Origin of the sequence: Mycobacterium interjectum, from assembly GCF_900078675.2 — a bacterium.
Classification (GTDB): Bacteria; Actinomycetota; Actinomycetes; order Mycobacteriales; family Mycobacteriaceae; genus Mycobacterium; species Mycobacterium interjectum.
In genome coordinates, this window is record NZ_LT546237.1 from 816,262 (window position 1) to 832,944 (window position 16,683).

Sequence of the window (16,683 nt, forward strand, 5' to 3'; positions counted from 1 at the left end):
CGGGGCCCGCCAGTCGGGCACCGGCTCGTCGCGCAGCGCCGCGCACACGGAGGCGGGCAGCGCGGCGAGGCCGGTCATGACCAGTCGTCCTCTTCCTTGCGCCTGATCAGCAGCCACGTCTCTTCGTCGCCTTCCCGGACCCGGGTGAGCGAGTAGCTGCAGCTCAGCCGCTCGCCGCTCAGCCGAAACGAAAGATGTCCACAGTCAAGGCATTCGGCCATGTCGTACTGCGTCACGTTGGCGTAGGTGCCGCTGTCGGCCACGATGACATCGCTTGCGGCGTCCTTCAGCGGTTGGTCGTCGGTGCGGCGGGCCAGCCGCCCGTCCCTGGGTATCGCCCAGCACACCAGCACGCCGTCGATCTCCAGGCGAAGGTCGTAGTGGTCGCCGCCGGCCGAGTCGTGCTGGATGACGAAACAGGGCCGGCCACCCGACCGGCGTCTGCGCCGGTAGTCGGTCAAGCTCAAGCGCATCCCCAGGGAATACCCGCCGGTAAGGTGGGGAAACGGCCCGGAAACGGTGCGGAAACGGCTATCTCCCATGCCAGGTCAGCTCCATGCCGCGGGTGCTCAGCCACCCGCAAAGGTCATAGTCGTTGCAGGCCAGGCCTTCGACGGCGGTCACGGCGCGTCGCATCGCCCGCTCGGCGACCTCGGGAGTCAGCAGGCCGTGGCGTACCGCGTCCAGTAGCTCGTCGACGTCGGCCAGCGTCAACCCGGCCCCGGTGCGGACCTCGATGTCGAGGTAGTGGTCCTCCGAACGCCACACCTGGGGACCGGGTGTGTATTCGCCCACATCGAGGTAGTAGTCGTGGTCGCGTTCATGGCCGGGATTGAAGTGAAAGACGGTGGCGCGCAGGCCCAGTGGCGGCAGCAGCCACGATTCGAGGTAGCGGAACTGGGCTCGGCCCGGGGTGGGACGGGCCAGGTAGAGGCCCCACGGTTGCACGACGTACTCGTCGACGGCCCGCACAATGCCTTTCGGATCGGTGTTGGTGCGGTCGACCAGATCGAACGTCTCGTGCTTCGGCGGATGGATGGTCCCACCCTAGCGGCGCTCAGCGTCTCAGTCGGATCTTGTACCGCACGAAGCCGGCGTAGAACAACGACAGCGCGGCCAACATGCCGATGTCCAGCAGCCACACCGTCGAGGTGTGCTGCCAGAACCGGTCCTGGGACACCAGCGAACCGGGCACCAGGTTGCGCAGATCGACCGTCGACGCCGCCGCGGCGTAGCCCCAGCGCGCGGGCATCGCGAAGGACAGCTGGTCGAGCCCGAGCCGGCCCGTTACCGGGACCATCCCGCCGCAGAGCACCAGCTGCGCCATCACCGTCACCACGAACAGCGGCATGATCTGCTCGCTGGACCGGACCAGCGACGAGATGGCCAGGCCGAGGATGGCCGAGGCGACACAGGTCGCCGCGACGGTGACGAACAGTTCGGCCGTGGCGCCGAAGGTCGAATGACCGAGCAGGACGCCGCCTCGGGTCGGGGCGCTCTTGCCGACCACCACGATGGCGGTGATGATCGCCGATTGCAGAATCGCGAACCCGCAGAACACCGCGGTTTTGGCCAGTAGATAGGCGGTGGTCGACAGCCCGACCGCCTGCTCGCGCTGGAAGATGGCGCGCTCGCCGACCAGGTCGCGGATCGTCAGAGCGGTGCCCATGAACGCGGCGGCGGGCAGCAGCAGGGCCAGTATCTGCGCGGCTTCGTCGGGTGTCCCGGCGTTGGGGCCGGGCGCGTGGAACCCGTTGCCGCCGGGAACGGTCAGCGACAGCGAGCCCAGGATGAACGGCAGCAGCGCCAGGAAGACGAAGTAGGCGCGGTCGGCGACGACCAGGCGGACCTGCCGGCGCGCGACCGTCGAAATCTGGCGCCGCACGCTGGTGTGCACGGGTTCGCCCAGCGCCCCCGGCTCGTCGGTCTTGTCCGGCACCAGCTTCTGCGGCCGCTTTTGGGCGTCGCGCTGCTCCAGGAACCGCCGGTTGGCCTCCTCGGGGTCGGCCCCCACCTGGGTGAAGATCTTGGCCCAGTTCGTGGTGCCCATCGCGTCACCGATGTGGTCCGGCGGGCCGAAGTAGGCGGTCTTGCCGCCGGGTGCCACCAGGAGCAGCTGGTCGCACACGTCGAGGTAGGACAGCATGTGCGTCACCACGATCACCACGCGCCCGGCGTCGGCGAGCTGGCGCAGCATCGTCATCACCTGGTGGTCCAGCGCCGGATCGAGGCCGGAGGTGGGTTCGTCGAGGATCAGCAGCGACGGCCCGGTCAGCAGCTCGAGCGCGACCGAGGCTCGTTTGCGCTGGCCGCCGGAGAGCTTGTCCACGCGGGTGTCGGCGTGCTTGGTCAGGTCGAGCTCGTCGAGGACCTGGGCGACCACCTTGGCGCGGTCGGCCTTGCTGGTGTCGGGCGGCAGCCGCAGTTCGGCGGCGTAGCCCAGCGCCTGGTTGACCGTGAGCTGGCGGTGCACCACGTCGTCCTGGGGCACCATGCCGATCCGGCTGCGCAACGACGCGTACTCGGTGTGGATGTTGTGGCCCTCGAAGGTCACCGAGCCCGACGTCGGTGTGGTGTAGCCGGCGATCAGCCTGGCCAGCGTGCTCTTGCCGGCGCCCGAGCCGCCGATCACGGCGGTCAGCGTCCCCGGGCGGGCGGTCAGCGAGATGTCGTCCAGCAGTTGCTTGCCGTTGTCGACGACGTACTTGACGTTGCGCACCTCCAGGCCGCCGCCGCGCGTCGCGGCCTCGCCGCGCTGGACCAGGGTGCCGTCCCGGAATACCAGGTCGACGTTGCCGATGGTGACGACGTCGTCGTCGCTCAGGATCGCCGACCCGACCCGGGTGCCGTTGACGAACGTCCCGTTGATGCTGTTGTCCCGGATCTCGGTCCCCAGCGGCGTCTGCAGCAGCGTCGCGTGGTGACGCGACGCCAGGACGTCGTAGACCACGATGTCGCTTTCGGCCGCGCGGCCGATCGTCATGGCGCCGGCCGTGCCCGCAGCGGCCGACATGCGCGGCGAGAGCAGCTTGACGAAGCGGGTGGCCAGGTTCGACACGTCGGCCGTCTTGGCGTCGATCACGGTGGACTCGGCGGGCGGCGGCGCATCGGGCCGTTCCGCCGTCTCGGTGTTGACCACCGTCAGCGGGTCGGGCGGCGCGCCACGGAGCGGCCCCTTGGCAGCCGGCATCCCCGACGTCTGGATCCGTACGGGCGGCGGNTCGGGTCACATAATCAAGTATCGGTCCGCGGTTGGAGTGGTCTCCATGGGACGCGCCTGTGATTTGTCTTTATTTCGGTTCGGCCACTCATAGCGCATTCATAGCCTGCTGCGACCCGTCGCCCACCGAGATCCGGCATGATCCAGCGTGAGGGGAGTTAAAGGAGGGGCAAACATTGACGGACGGACCTAAGGGGACGACCCGGCGCATCGACGTCGGGCGACGGCTGCTGAACAACCCGCGGCTGGCCCGCGAGGCCCTGCGCGCGGGCTTCGAGTCGATACCCTCGGCGACCGTCGCGCACCTGTTTCGCCGCATTCCGCCCGTCGGCTCCACCCCGAACGTCGACCCCGCATCGGTGCCCCCCGCCGAGGTCAGCGGGTCGCGCCTCGCGCTGAGCAACGGCGCGCCGTTTGCCGGCTACACGATCCTGCGCCAGCTGGGTGCCGGGGGGATGGCCGAGGTCTATCTGGCGTTACACCCGCGGTTGCCGCGGCGCGACGTGATCAAGGTCCTCGCCGAGGCGGTCACCGCGGATCAGGAATTCCGCGAAAGGTTCAACCGGGAGGCCGACCTCGCGGCGACGCTGTGGCACCCGCACATCGTCGGCGTTCACGATCGCGGCGAATTCGACGGGCAGCTCTGGATTTCCATGGACTACGTCGAGGGCACCGACGCCGCCCGGCTGGTCAAGGAGCGCTACCAGGACGGGATGCCGATCGACGAGGTGTGCGCGATCGTGCAGGCCGTCGCGGGCGCCCTCGACTACGCACACGATCGCGGCCTGCTGCACCGGGACGTCAAGCCCGCCAACATCCTGCTCACCCACCCCGAGTACGGGGAACGCCGAATCCTGTTGGCGGACTTCGGCGTCGCACGCCACCTGGCCAACATCAGCGGCATCACCGAGACGAACGTCGCGGTGGGGACGGTGGCCTACGCCGCGCCCGAACAGCTGACGGGTTCCAACATCGACGGCCGGGCCGACCAGTACGCGTTGGCCGCCACGGCTTTTCACCTGCTGACCGGTGCGCCGCCCTTCCAGCACTCCAACCCGATCGCGGTGATCAGCCAGCATTTGCACGAGGATCCGCCCCGGCTCAGCGATTACCGCCCCGAGCTGGCGCACCTCGACGACGTCTTCTTCAAGGCCCTTGCCAAGCAACCCGCGGATCGGTTTGACGGGTGCCGCGCCTTCGCCGCCGCCGTCGGTGAGGGGATCTGCGACGCGGGGGCCGACTCCGACGGGGGCGCCGCCCGATCCGCCGTGCCGACCCCGCCGCGGCGGCCNTCGTCTGCGAGGGCAACACCTGGTCCAAGGCTCCCATCACGATGGGGGTGCACGCCTCGGGCAGCTCCTGCGACCGGCCGAGCACTTCGGTGTTCGCCATGACCACCTCCAACGACGGCCACCTGCTGCAGTGCGATCCGGTGACGCGCACCTGGACGCGCCCCTCGGCGTAGGCCAGGTCGCGCGAGGTGGGGGCACGGGGCACCCCCCGCTCGCGAGCGTGCGTGTTCGCACGGCGACACGCCGCGTGGGTTGGCATTCTGCGCACGCTCGCGGCAAGTCCTTGTCGGTGCCGGCCTCTACCCTGGTGACATGGCCTTTGCCACTGAACACCCCGTAGTCGCGCATTCGGAATACCGCCCAGCCGCCGAAGAGGTGGCCGGGTTGGTGCGCGCCGGCGGCCGCTTCGAGGTCGTCAGCCCGCACGCCCCGGCCGGCGACCAGCCCGCGGCCATCGANCGACCGCAGCAAGCAGACCACCAACGGCATTCCGATCCGTCACGACGGTCCGACAACGAGCTGGTGGGCATTCCGCTCGGTGTGCACCACCGATGGATGCGCGGCGACCGGGACCCAGCTCGACGACGCCAACCACCAGGTGGCCAGCACCACCGACGGTGGCCACACGTACGCGCTGCGCTTCATCGGCGGCTATTGGCAGGGCGGGTTTCAGCAGGAGCGGGCGGGCTGCACCCAGCCGAACGGACAGGTGCAGGCCACCCAGCAGGAAACCGTCGCGGGATCGCTGGCGCCGCAAGCCGACGGCACGCTGCGCGGCACGGTGACGCAAACCGCTCTGTCGAACGAGTGCGGCGCGCAGGGCGCGGTGGTGCGGGTGCCGGTCATTGCGACCCGGGTCGGTGACGCGCCGCCGGGCGTGCCGGTGGCCGACCCCACCCAGGTCGTCAACACGGCGACGCCGTCGCGCCCGGCGCCGGCCGTCCTCGGTGGGGCGTGCAGCGACGTCGACAAGCTCGCCTACGACCCCACCAACAACGAGCAGGTCGTCTGCGAGGGCAACACCTGGTCCAAGGCTCCCATCACGATGGGGGTGCACGCCTCGGGCAGCTCCTGCGACCGGCCGAGCACTTCGGTGTTCGCCATGACCACCTCCAACGACGGCCACCTGCTGCAGTGCGATCCGGTGACGCGCACCTGGACGCGCCCCTCGGCGTAGGCCAGGTCGCGCGAGGTGGGGGCACGGGGCACCCCCCGCTCGCGAGCGTGCGTGTTCGCACGGCGACACGCCGCGTGGGTTGGCATTCTGCGCACGCTCGCGGCAAGTCCTTGTCGGTGCCGGCCTCTACCCTGGTGACATGGCCTTTGCCACTGAACACCCCGTAGTCGCGCATTCGGAATACCGCCCAGCCGCCGAAGAGGTGGCCGGGTTGGTGCGCGCCGGCGGCCGCTTCGAGGTCGTCAGCCCGCACGCCCCGGCCGGCGACCAGCCCGCGGCCATCGACGAGCTGGAGCGCCGGATCCGGGCGGGGGAGCGTGACGTGGTGCTGCTCGGCGCCACCGGCACCGGGAAGTCGGCCACCACGGCCTGGCTCATCGAGCGGCTGCAGCGCCCCACCCTGGTGATGGCGCCGAACAAGACGCTGGCCGCCCAGCTGGCCAACGAGCTGCGAGAGATGTTGCCGCACAACGCCGTCGAGTACTTCGTGTCGTACTACGACTACTACCAGCCGGAGGCCTACATCGCGCAGACCGACACCTACATCGAGAAGGACAGCTCGATCAACGACGACGTGGAGCGGCTGCGGCACTCCGCGACGTCGTCGTTGCTGTCGCGCCGCGATGTGGTGGTGGTGGCCTCGGTGTCGTGCATCTACGGCCTGGGCACCCCGCAGTCCTACCTGGACCGCTCCGTCGAGGTGCGGGTCGGCAGCGAGGTGCCGCGGGACGGGTTGCTGCGGCTGCTGGTCGACGTCCAGTACACCCGCAACGACCTGTCCTTCACCCGCGGCTCGTTCCGGGTGCGCGGCGACACCGTGGAGATCATCCCGTCCTACGAGGAGCTCGCGGTCCGCATCGAGTTCTTCGGCGACGAGGTCGAGGCGCTGTACTACCTGCACCCGCTGACCGGCGAGGTGATCCGCCAGGTCGACTCGCTGCGGATCTTCCCCGCCACCCACTACGTGGCCGGCCCCGAGTGGATGGCCCACGCGATCTCCACCATCGAGGAGGAGCTCGCCGAGCGGCTCGCCGAATTCGAGAGCCAGGGCAAGCTTTTGGAGGCCCAGCGGCTGCGCATGCGCACCAACTACGACATCGAGATGATGCGCCAGGTCGGATTCTGCTCGGGCATCGAGAACTACTCCCGCCATATCGACGGCCGGGGGCCCGGCTCGCCGCCGGCGACGCTGCTCGACTACTTCCCGGAAGACTTCTTGATGGTCATCGACGAGTCGCACGTCACGGTGCCGCAGATCGGCGGCATGTACGAGGGCGACATGTCGCGCAAGCGCAACCTGGTCGAGTACGGCTTCCGGTTACCGTCGGCGGTCGACAACCGCCCGCTCACCTGGGAGGAGTTCGCCGACCGGATCGGTCAGACGGTGTACCTGTCGGCGACGCCCGGCCCGTACGAGCTCGGCCAGTCCGGCGGCGAGTTCGTCGAGCAGGTGATCCGGCCCACCGGGCTGGTGGACCCGAAGGTGGTGGTCAAGCCCACCAAGGGCCAGATCGACGACCTGATCGGCGAGATCCGCAAGCGCGCCGACGCCGACCAGCGGGTGCTGGTGACGACGCTGACCAAGAAGATGGCCGAGGACCTCACCGATTACCTGCTGGAGATGGGCATCCGGGTGCGTTACCTGCACTCCGAGGTCGACACGCTGCGCCGGGTGGAGCTGCTGCGCCAGCTGCGGCTGGGCGACTACGACGTGCTGGTCGGCATTAACCTGCTGCGCGAGGGCCTGGACCTGCCGGAGGTGTCGCTGGTGGCGATCCTCGACGCCGACAAGGAGGGCTTCCTGCGGTCGACGCGCAGCCTGATCCAGACCATCGGCCGCGCCGCCCGAAACGTGTCCGGCGAGGTGCACATGTACGCCGACTCGATGACCGACTCGATGAAGGAGGCCATCGACGAGACCGAACGGCGCCGGGCCAAGCAGATCGCCTACAACGAGGCCAACGGCATCGACCCGCAGCCGCTGCGCAAGAAGATCGCCGACATCCTCGACCAGGTCTACCGCGAGGCCGACGATACCGAGACCGTCGAAATCGGCTCCGGCCGCAGCATGTCCCGCGGCCGCCGCGCCCAGGGTGAGCCGGGCCGCGCGGTCAGCGCCGGTGTGTTCGAGGGCCGCGACACGTCGAACATGCCGCGCGCCGAACTGGCCGACCTGATCAAGGACCTCACCGCGCAGATGATGGCCGCTGCCCGTGACTTGCAGTTCGAGCTCGCGGCGCGGTTCCGCGACGAGATCGCCGACCTCAAGAAGGAACTGCGCGGGATGGACGCCGCCGGCCTGAAGTGACGCACACCGCGAACCTCACCGGCAGCTGGCGCGAGCTGCTGGGCGCCAGATACCTGGGCACGTCCGTCGTGCTGGCCGGTGGTGTCGGGCTGTACGCCACCAACGAGTTCCTGACCATCAGCCTGCTGCCCAACACCGTTGCCGAGATCGGCGGCAGCCGCCTCTACGCCTGGGTGACCACGCTGTACCTGGTCGGTTCGGTGGTGGCGGCGACCATGGTCAACCCGATGCTGGTGCGCGTCGGGGCGCGGCCGTCATACCTGATGGGGCTGGCCGTGTTCGGTGTCTCCAGCCTGGCCTGCGGGGCCGCCCCCAACATCGAGGTGTTGATCGCCGCGCGCGCCCTGCAGGGCGTGGCCGGCGGGCTGCTGGCCGGCCTCGGCTACGCGGTGATCAACGCGGCGCTGCCGCGCTCGCTGTGGACCAGGGCCTCCGCGCTGGTATCGGCGATGTGGGGCGTCGCGACGGTGGTCGGGCCCGCGACGGGCGGCCTGTTCGCGCAGTTCGGGTTGTGGCGGTGGGCGTTCGTCGCGATGGCGATCCTGACGGCGCTGATGGCGATGCTGGTGCCGGTCGCGCTGCCCGCGGGCCGGGTCGGCCCGGGCGCCGAGACGCCGGTGCTGAGGGTGCCGGGGTGGTCGCTGGTGCTGATCGGCGCGGCGGCGCTGGCGGTCAGCGTCGCCCAGATCCCGCACAACATCGTCGCGACCGCCGGGCTGCTCGCGGCCGGCGTCGTGCTGGCCGGACTGTTCGCGATCGTCGACCGCCGGATGCGCGCCGCGGTGTTGCCGCCCAGCGTCTTCGGGCCCGGACCCTTGAAGTGGATCTACCTGACCATGGGCCTGTTGATGGTCGGGGCGATGGTGGACACGTATGTGCCGCTGTTCGGTCAGCGATTGGCGCATCTGACGCCGGTGGCGGCCGGGTTCCTGGGTGCGGCGCTGGCGGTCGGCTGGACCGTCTCCGAGATCGTCAGCGCCTCGCTGGAGAGCCCGCGGGCGATCGGTCGGGTGATCGCGGTCGCCCCGGTGGTGGTGGCGTCGGGCCTGGCGCTGGGTGCGCTCACCCAGCGTGACAACGCGTCGGCCGGGGTGGTCGCGGTCTGGGCGCTCGCGTTGCTGGTGGCCGGAATCGGGATCGGGATGGCCTGGCCCCATTTGTCGGTGCGCGCCATGGATTCCGTCAACGATCCCACCGAGGGGGTCGCGGCGGCCGCGGCGATCAACACGGTGCAGCTCGTCTCCGGGGCCTTCGGCGCAGGAGTGGCCGGCGTCGTGGTCAACACGACCCAGGGTGGTGACGCGATGGCGGCCCGCTGGTTGTTCGCCGTGTTCACCGCATTGACCGCGGTGGGTGTGGTGGCTTCCTACGCCGCCACCCGCGGCAACCGGTGACTCAGTCCGGCTCCTCCCCGCCGCGCAGGACGGCGACAACCCCGTCGACATCGGCGAAAACCTCTGTCGCGCTGCCCATCTTGGCGCCCGACAGGGTCATAGTCACCCTGACCTCGCCGTTGTCGATGTCGCGCGCGTCGGCGTCGAGCTCGGTGAGCTGCCAGTTACGCTGCCCGCAGATCCGCAGCAACTCCCGAAGCACTCCGCGGCCGTTCTCGTAGATGATGGTGAGCCGGCGGGTCCCGCGCAGCGTGGCCGTGAGCTGGCGCTCCACGGCGTGGAAGGCGAGCGCGCTGACGAAGTGCAGGGCCACCACGGCGCTGGCGAGCAGCAACAGCCCGGCGCCCGCCGCCATGCCGATCGCGGCCGATTCCCACACCGCCGCCGCGGTGGTGAGCCCGTGCACCGCCCCGCGCCGAGTGATGATGATTCCGGCGCCCAAAAAGCCTATGCCCGATACGATTTGGGCCGCGACGCGGGAGGGGTCGAGCACGATGGACCCGGGGTGCAACACATCGCCGAAGCCGTACTTGCTGACCAGCATGATCAGCGCCGCCGAAGTGCCGACGATGGTCTGGGTCCGCAGCCCGGCGCTCTTGCCCTGGATGGTTCGTTCCATGCCGATCAGCGCCGTCAACCCGAACGCGGCCACCAGCTCGACGAAGTGTCGCGCGCCCTGCACGTCGCCACCCAGCAGCGGGGCCGACAGCCAAATCTGCATGACCGTCAACTACCCACAGCCGGCGTTTCTATGCCCCCGTCATCGCGTCGACTTGACCACCTGCGAGTAGTGGAATTGCCAACGCTCGACGATGCGGAACCCCAGGTAGCTGGGGAATCGATAGGCCGGGGCGCGCCCGAAGGCGGCTCCCGGCGGCAGCGCTGGTCCGGCCTGGTGATCGGGCAGCGACGTGTCCCGATTGGTGATGGTCCAGATGGTCGTGCACTTGTTGATCTTGGCCGTCGTCAGCCACACCGCGACGTGTCCGTCCCACAGCCAGCCGACCTTGGGTCCGTAGGCGCCGCGCTCGACGTCGATCAGCGACTTGAAGGCCGCCGGCCGGGTGGCCAGCAGGGCGCGGATCGGCCCCGGCCGCCAGGGCACGGTGTTGTCCACGATCAGACAGTCCCCGGGCGATGCGTGGGAGCTGATCAGGTCGGCCACCTGGCTGTAATCCCAGCCCTCCTTGGCATAGGGCCAGCGCTGGATGAACAGGTAATTGGGCAGCGCGGCCGCGGCGAACAGCAGCACCACGGCCGCCATCGGCCACGGCCGGCGGGCGATCGTCACGATGCAGACGGCCATGACGACGGCCGCCGCGGGCGCGGTGAGGATCAGATAGCGCGGGAAGTAAATCGGTTCGATGGCCGCCGAGTAGACGACGACGAGGGCGGTGGGGAGGACGATCCACGCGGCGCACACGATCAACAGGCGGCGGGTGTCGCCCGCCGGACCGCGCGCGCCCCTGAACCGGGCCGCCGCCGCCGCCACGAGGAGGACGCCCGTGAGAATGGCGAACGGAACGCTGTGGTCGAAGTACTGCCGCAGAATGATGTCGAACGCGTAGTGCCAGCTGACCGGAAAAATCCAGTTGACCTGGTACACCTGGCCGTGGGCGAAGACGATGAACGGCGTCACCGCGGCCACGGCGACCGCCGAGCTGACGGCCCACCGGATCACCGCGGACTTGCGGGATCCCTTCGGCGCCAGCGCCGGCAGGGCCGCGGCGTACACCGCCACCAGCAGGACCAGGTTGAGGCTCAGCACGATCGAGACCGCCAGCGCCGTCGCGTAGGACACCCACAGACGCGCCGTGTTGCGCCGGACGGCGGTGACCAGCAACACGGTCAGCCAGATGGCCGCGGCGGCCGCGAAGGCGTACGACCGCGCTTCCATGCCCGCCCAGGTGGTGCGCGGCAGGATCGCGAAGACGGCGCCCGCGCACACCGCCGTGGCGCGCCCGGGGACGAACTGCTTGGTGAACACCGTGACGCCGGCGGCGGCGGCCCCGATCGCCAGTGCGCTGGGCGCCCGCGACCAGAATTCGGTCGGCGGAAATATCGCGAACCAACCGTGCATGAGCAGGTAATACAGCCCGTGAACGGCGTCGATGTGGCCCAGCAGCTTCCACAGCTCGGGCAGGGTCCGGCTGGCCGAAGCCGAAATCGTGGCGCCCTCGTCGAACCACAGCGACGGCCGGCAGGCCCAGGCGGCGCTGATGACGGCGGCGAGCAGCGCGATCGCGCACGGATCGAGCAACCTGCCGCGCGGTCGCGCGGGCTCGGGCCGGTCAGCGACGCCGGGGGCGTCGGAGGCCCGCTGCTCAGCGGTGGACATGGCCATGATGCTTGTCACTGTAGGGCGCACCGGATGAACCGGCTCACGATCAGGCCGCCGTGCCGGAGCGGCGCATTCACGGTGCGGCGCCGCGTGCCGCGAAAAGGTCCGGAATGCAAGGCTTTCCGCTTTGCCGTGGTCACTCGGCGGTTTCGGCTCCGGGCAAACTGTTCGTCGGCGCAGCGTGGCCCCGCAATAGCCGGTCGCGCCACGCCGCGCTGACCCATTAATCAGATCCCTCTTTTTCCGGCAAACACGATACTGTCTTGGGTTGGCGGACCAACCGAAACTGGGAGGGTAAATGAGTGCCTATCGGACCGTGGTGGTCGGGACGGACGGCTCGGATTCATCGTTTCGTGCGGTGGACAAGGCGGCGCAGATTGCCGGGGACGACGCCAAGCTGATCATTGCGTCTGCGTACCTGCCGCAGCACGAGGACACCCGGGCCGCCGACGCTCTGAGGGACGAAAGCTACAAGGTGTCGGGCACCGCCCCGATTTACGCGATCCTGCAGGACGCGAAGGAGCGCGCGCACAAAGCGGGAGCCAAGAACGTGGAGGAGCGCTCGGTCGTCGGCGCCCCGGTCGACGCGCTGGTCAAGCTGGCCGAGGACGAAAAGGCCGACCTGCTGGTCGTCGGCAACGTCGGCCTGAGCACGATCGCCGGCCGGCTGCTCGGATCGGTGCCGGCCAACGTCTCACGCCGCGCCAAGGTGGACGTGCTGATCGTGCACACCACGAACTAGGTCGATGGTGGCGTGGGGGGACTGAGCGCCCATCGATAGGGGCGGCGCCATCGCCGCCAGCGCCTTTAGGCTGTCACCCCGGGATCGTCTTGCCGATCACGTTTGCTGCCAGATGCCGACGACGTTGCCGGCGGGGTCGGCGAAGAGTGCGACGCGCAGGGTGCCCTCCGGATAGGGCGGCGTGACCACCCGGCCCCCGTGGGCGGTGACGGTCTTGAGTGTGTCGTCGACGTCGGTGACATAGATGTAGGCCCGCAACCCGTCGGCGCCGGCGACTGCTTGATCGGTGACCCAGCGCCCGATCACGTGGCCCGTCCCGTCGCTGAAGCTGGGCCGGTCCGGTTCGCCGCGTAGTTGCCAGCCGAATACGTCGCGGTAAAACGCGGCGGATTCGACGACGTCATGGGCCGGTATATGCAGATAGGACACACCCGAGATGCGGCCGACCAGCGACTCCACGGTGATCCCCCTACCAGCCTCGCTCGCGCCATTCGCGCAGGTGGGGACGTTCTGCGCCCAGCACCGTGTCGTCGCCGTGGCCGGGGTAGATGACGGTGGAGTCGTCGTACACGTCGAACACCCGGGTGGTGACGTCGTCGAGCAGCTGGGCGAAATCCCCCGCCTGCCACGTCTTGCCGACCCCGCCCGGGAACAGGCAGTCGCCGGTGAACAGCTGCGTGACCCCGCCGGTCGCGGGCCCGTCGAGGGCCAGCGCGATCGATCCCGGGGTGTGCCCGCGCAGGTGGATGACGTCGAACTTGAGCTTGCCAATGTGCAGGGTGTCGCCGCCGGCGAGCAAACGCTCCGGCTTGACCGGCAACGGTTCGGCATCGATCGCGTTGGCGGCGGTCGGGGCGCCGGTGGCGGCGGCGACGGCCTCCAGCGCCTGCCAGTGATCGAAGTGCTGGTGGCTGGTCACGATCAGCGACAGCCTCGGCGCATAGCGCCGGATCAGGTCGATCAGGAGGTCGGCGTCGTTGGCGGCGTCGATCAGCAGCGTTTCCCCGGTCTCCGCGCACGTGACCAGATAGGCATTGTTGTCCATCGGGCCCACCGACGCCTTTAGAATCGTGGCGCCGGGTAGGGTCCGGCGGGCCGCGGTACCAGGGTCGACGTGTCCGGTGTAGTTGGCCAACTCTCCAGCGGGCATATTCTCGGCCGTCATAGCGGCCACGTTACTGGTCAAACGTTGCTTGTCGGTACGGGCACATAGCATGGAATGCGCCGTGCGCGATATCCGCTGCAGCACGCAAGAGTTTCACCGAAAGAGGGCAGCGTGGCTGACCGCCTCATCGTCAAGGGCGCCCGCGAACACAATTTGCGCGGCGTCGACCTCGACCTGCCGCGGGACGCGTTGATCGTCTTCACCGGGCTGTCCGGATCGGGCAAGTCGTCGCTGGCGTTCGACACCATCTTCGCCGAGGGGCAGCGCCGCTACGTCGAGTCGCTGTCGGCCTACGCCCGCCAGTTCCTGGGGCAGATGGACAAGCCCGACGTCGACTTCATCGAGGGTCTGTCCCCGGCGGTGTCGATCGACCAGAAGTCGACCAACCGCAACCCGCGGTCGACCGTCGGGACCATCACCGAGGTGTACGACTACCTGCGGCTGCTGTACGCGCGCGCGGGCACCCCGCACTGCCCGGTCTGCGGCGAGCGGATCGCCCGCCAGACGCCGCAGCAAATCGTCGACCAAGTGCTGGCAATGCCGGAGGGCACCCGTTTCCAGGTGCTCGCCCCGGTGGTGCGCACCCGCAAGGGCGAGTTCGCCGACCTGTTCGAGAAGCTCAACGCCCAGGGCTACAGCCGGGTGCGGGTCGACGGCGTGGTGCATTCGCTGACCGATCCGCCCAAGCTGAAGAAGCAGGAAAAGCACGACATCGAGGTGGTGGTCGACCGCCTCACCGTCAAGGCCAGCGCCAAGCAGCGGCTCACCGACTCGGTGGAGACCGCGTTGAACCTGGCCGACGGCATCGTGGTGCTGGAATTCGTCGACCACGATCACGACGCCCACAACCGGGAGCAGCGGTTCTCCGAGAAGCTCGCCTGCCCCAACGGGCACGCGCTGGCGGTCGACGACCTCGAGCCGCGGTCCTTTTCGTTCAACTCGCCCTACGGCGCCTGCCCGGAGTGCACCGGCCTGGGCATCCGTAAGGAGGTCGACCCCGACCTGGTGGTGCCCGACCCGGAGCGCACGCTGGCCGAGGGCGCGGTGGCGCCGTGGTCGACCGGCCACACCGCGGAATACTTCACCCGCATGATGGCCGGGCTCGGCGACGAGCTGGGCTTCAACGTCGACACGCCATGGCGCAAACTGCCGGCCAAGGCCCGCAAGGCGATCCTGGAGGGCTCCGATCACCAGGTGCACGTGCGGTACCGCAACCGGTACGGCCGCACCCGCTCGTACTACGCCGATTTCGAGGGCGTGCTGGCGTTCCTGCAGCGCAAGATGGCGCAGACCGAGTCCGAGCAGATGAAGGAGCGCTACGAGGGCTTCATGCGCGACGTCCCCTGCCCGGTCTGCGAGGGCACCCGGCTCAAGCCAGAGATCCTGGCGGTCTCGCTGTCCGCCGGGGGCCGCGGCAAAAAGTCCATCGCCGAGGTGTGCGAGCTGTCCATCTCCGACTGCTCGGACTTCCTGAACGCGCTCACCCTGGGGACGCGCGAGCAGGCGATCGCCGGCCAGGTGCTCAAGGAAATCCAGTCGCGGCTGGGCTTTTTGCTCGACGTCGGGCTGGACTACCTGTCGCTGTCGCGCGCGGCGGCCACGCTGTCCGGTGGTGAGGCCCAACGCATCCGGCTGGCCACCCAGATCGGGTCCGGCCTGGTGGGCGTGCTCTACGTGCTCGACGAACCGTCCATCGGGCTGCACCAGCGCGACAACCGTCGGCTCATCGAAACCCTCACCCGCTTAAGGGATTTGGGGAACACGCTGATCGTCGTCGAGCACGACGAGGACACCATCGCCCACGCCGACTGGATCGTCGACATCGGCCCGCGGGCCGGCGAGCACGGCGGCGAGATCGTGCACAGCGGAACCTACGCCGACCTGCTGGCCAACAAGGACTCGATCACCGGCGCCTACCTGTCGGGCAAGGAGAGCATCGAGATCCCCGCGATCCGCCGGCCCGTCGACCGCCGCCGCCAGGTCACCGTCGTCGGCGCCCGCGAGCACAACCTGCGCGGCATCGACGTCTCTTTCCCGCTCGGGGTCCTCACCTCGGTGACCGGTGTGTCCGGCTCCGGCAAGTCGACGCTGGTCAACGACATCCTGGCCACGGTGCTGGCCAACCGGCTCAACGGCGCCCGGCAGGTCCCCGGCCGGCACACCCGGGTCACCGGCTTGGACCACCTGGACAAGCTGGTGCGGGTCGACCAGTCGCCGATCGGGCGCACGCCGCGGTCCAACCCGGCCACCTACACCGGGGTGTTCGACAAGATCCGCACGCTGTTCGCCGCCACCACCGAAGCCAAGGTCCGCGGCTATCAACCGGGCCGATTCTCGTTCAACGTCAAGGGCGGTCGCTGCGAGGCGTGCACGGGCGACGGCACCATCAAGATCGAGATGAACTTCCTGCCCGACGTGTACGTGCCGTGCGAGGTCTGCCACGGCGCCCGGTACAACCGGGAAACCCTAGAAGTGCACTACAAGGGCAAGACCATCTCCGAGGTGCTCGACATGTCGATCGAGGAGGCGGCGGAGTTCTTCGAGCCGATCACCGGCATCCACCGCTACCTGCGCACGCTGGTGGACGTCGGGCTGGGCTACGTCCGGCTCGGCCAGCCCGCCCCGACGCTGTCCGGCGGTGAGGCGCAGCGCGTCAAGCTGGCCGCCGAACTGCAGAAGCGCTCGACCGGGCGCACCATCTACATCCTCGACGAGCCCACCACCGGGCTGCATTTCGACGACATCCGCAAGCTGCTCAAGGTCATCAACGGCCTCGTCGACAAAGGCAATACGGTCATCGTCATCGAACACAACCTGGACGTCATCAAGACGTCGGACTGGATCGTCGACATGGGCCCGGAGGGTGGCGCCGAGGGCGGCACCGTTGTCGCCCAGGGCACTCCCGAGGACGTCGCCGCGGTGCCCGAAAGCTACACGGGCAAGTTCCTCGCCGAGGTGGTGGGCCGGGCCGAGGTGCCGCGGCGGGGGACCCGCCGCCGCAAAGTCACCGCCTGAGCCGAGGCGCATCGCGACACATAAACGTC

11 protein-coding genes and 2 pseudogenes are annotated in these 16,683 nt (G+C 69.2%); 6 read left to right on the forward strand and 7 right to left on the reverse strand.

Going from position 1 to position 16,683, the window contains the following annotated elements; translation table 11 throughout:
• Positions 1-74: 74 nt before the first annotated feature.
• The 3 genes from BN4348_RS38255 to BN4348_RS38265 form a co-directional block, all read right to left on the reverse strand.
• Positions 75-473, reverse strand: coding sequence for a DNA polymerase ligase N-terminal domain-containing protein (locus tag BN4348_RS38255; RefSeq protein WP_066911237.1), 399 nt, complete (start codon positions 471-473; stop codon positions 75-77).
• Positions 474-531: 58 nt separating this feature from the next.
• Entirely contained in the window at positions 532-972 is a 441-nt protein-coding gene (locus BN4348_RS38260) for a DUF402 domain-containing protein (RefSeq protein WP_066911240.1), read from the reverse strand.
• 85 nt (positions 973-1,057) lie between these two features.
• Positions 1,058-3,190, reverse strand: a complete 2,133-nt coding sequence (locus BN4348_RS38265; protein ID WP_407937897.1) for an ATP-binding cassette domain-containing protein — start codon at positions 3,188-3,190, stop codon at positions 1,058-1,060.
• A 389-nt stretch (positions 3,191-3,579) separates the two neighbouring features.
• Here BN4348_RS38265 and BN4348_RS38270 point away from each other — a divergent pair.
• From BN4348_RS38270 to BN4348_RS38285, 4 genes and pseudogenes are all read left to right on the forward strand, one after another.
• Positions 3,580-4,602 (forward strand): annotated as a pseudogene (locus BN4348_RS38270) (serine/threonine-protein kinase); the annotation flags it as partial.
• Positions 4,603-4,978: 376 nt separating this feature from the next.
• Positions 4,979-5,689 (forward strand): annotated as a pseudogene (locus tag BN4348_RS38275) (Rv2253/PknI dimerization domain-containing protein); the annotation flags it as partial.
• A 139-nt stretch (positions 5,690-5,828) separates the two neighbouring features.
• The gene (uvrB, locus tag BN4348_RS38280; protein ID WP_066911243.1) at positions 5,829-7,997 is read left to right on the forward strand and encodes an excinuclease ABC subunit UvrB; all 2,169 of its coding nucleotides are present in this window, start codon (positions 5,829-5,831) and stop codon (positions 7,995-7,997) included.
• Positions 7,994-9,391 (forward strand): MFS transporter, encoded by a 1,398-nt coding sequence (locus BN4348_RS38285; protein ID WP_066911246.1) that lies wholly within the window; start codon positions 7,994-7,996, stop codon positions 9,389-9,391. Before uvrB ends, BN4348_RS38285 begins: the two co-directional genes overlap by 4 nt.
• A 1-nt stretch (position 9,392) precedes the next feature.
• On the opposite strand, the gene BN4348_RS38290 is transcribed toward BN4348_RS38285, so the two are convergent.
• Together BN4348_RS38290 and BN4348_RS38295 are read right to left on the reverse strand one after the other, a co-directional pair.
• Complete coding sequence (locus BN4348_RS38290) at positions 9,393-10,112, reverse strand: MgtC/SapB family protein (protein WP_066911249.1); 720 nt, start codon at positions 10,110-10,112, stop codon at positions 9,393-9,395.
• Positions 10,113-10,151: 39 nt separating this feature from the next.
• Entirely contained in the window at positions 10,152-11,729 is a 1,578-nt protein-coding gene (locus tag BN4348_RS38295) for a mannosyltransferase (RefSeq protein WP_407937898.1), read from the reverse strand.
• A gap of 301 nt (positions 11,730-12,030) precedes the next feature.
• On the opposite strand from BN4348_RS38295, the gene BN4348_RS38300 reads away from it, so the two are divergent.
• Positions 12,031-12,474: a universal stress protein gene (locus BN4348_RS38300; RefSeq protein ID WP_066911252.1), complete on the forward strand. Its 444-nt coding sequence runs from the start codon at positions 12,031-12,033 to the stop codon at positions 12,472-12,474.
• Between the two features lie 96 nt (positions 12,475-12,570).
• On the opposite strand, the gene BN4348_RS59935 is transcribed toward BN4348_RS38300, so the two are convergent.
• Positions 12,571-12,933: a VOC family protein gene (locus BN4348_RS59935; protein WP_066911255.1), complete on the reverse strand. Its 363-nt coding sequence runs from the start codon at positions 12,931-12,933 to the stop codon at positions 12,571-12,573.
• Between the two features lie 10 nt (positions 12,934-12,943).
• On the reverse strand, positions 12,944-13,639 hold the full coding sequence (locus BN4348_RS38310; protein ID WP_066911258.1) for an MBL fold metallo-hydrolase: 696 nt from the start codon (positions 13,637-13,639) through the stop codon (positions 12,944-12,946).
• 111 nt (positions 13,640-13,750) lie between these two features.
• Here BN4348_RS38310 and uvrA point away from each other — a divergent pair, with 111 nt between their 5' ends.
• A complete protein-coding gene (gene uvrA, locus BN4348_RS38315) occupies positions 13,751-16,654 on the forward strand; it encodes an excinuclease ABC subunit UvrA (RefSeq protein ID WP_066911261.1) in 2,904 nt (967 codons plus the stop codon).
• The last annotated feature ends 29 nt before the right edge of the window (positions 16,655-16,683 follow it).

What these genes read in the sequence shown, in the direction of transcription:
- BN4348_RS38255 (WP_066911237.1), bottom strand. Translation starts at nt 473, where the DNA reads ATGCGCTTGAGCTTGACCGACTACCGGCGCAGACGCCGGTCGGGTGGC.
- BN4348_RS38265 (WP_407937897.1), bottom strand. Translation starts at nt 3,190, where the DNA reads ATGCCGGCTGCCAAGGGGCCGCTCCGTGGCGCGCCGCCCGACCCGCTG.
- uvrB (WP_066911243.1), top strand. Translation starts at nt 5,829, where the DNA reads ATGGCCTTTGCCACTGAACACCCCGTAGTCGCGCATTCGGAATACCGC.
- BN4348_RS38290 (WP_066911249.1), bottom strand. Translation starts at nt 10,112, where the DNA reads ATGCAGATTTGGCTGTCGGCCCCGCTGCTGGGTGGCGACGTGCAGGGC.
- BN4348_RS38295 (WP_407937898.1), bottom strand. Translation starts at nt 11,729, where the DNA reads ATGTCCACCGCTGAGCAGCGGGCCTCCGACGCCCCCGGCGTCGCTGAC.
- BN4348_RS38300 (WP_066911252.1), top strand. Translation starts at nt 12,031, where the DNA reads ATGAGTGCCTATCGGACCGTGGTGGTCGGGACGGACGGCTCGGATTCA.
- BN4348_RS38310 (WP_066911258.1), bottom strand. Translation starts at nt 13,639, where the DNA reads ATGACGGCCGAGAATATGCCCGCTGGAGAGTTGGCCAACTACACCGGA.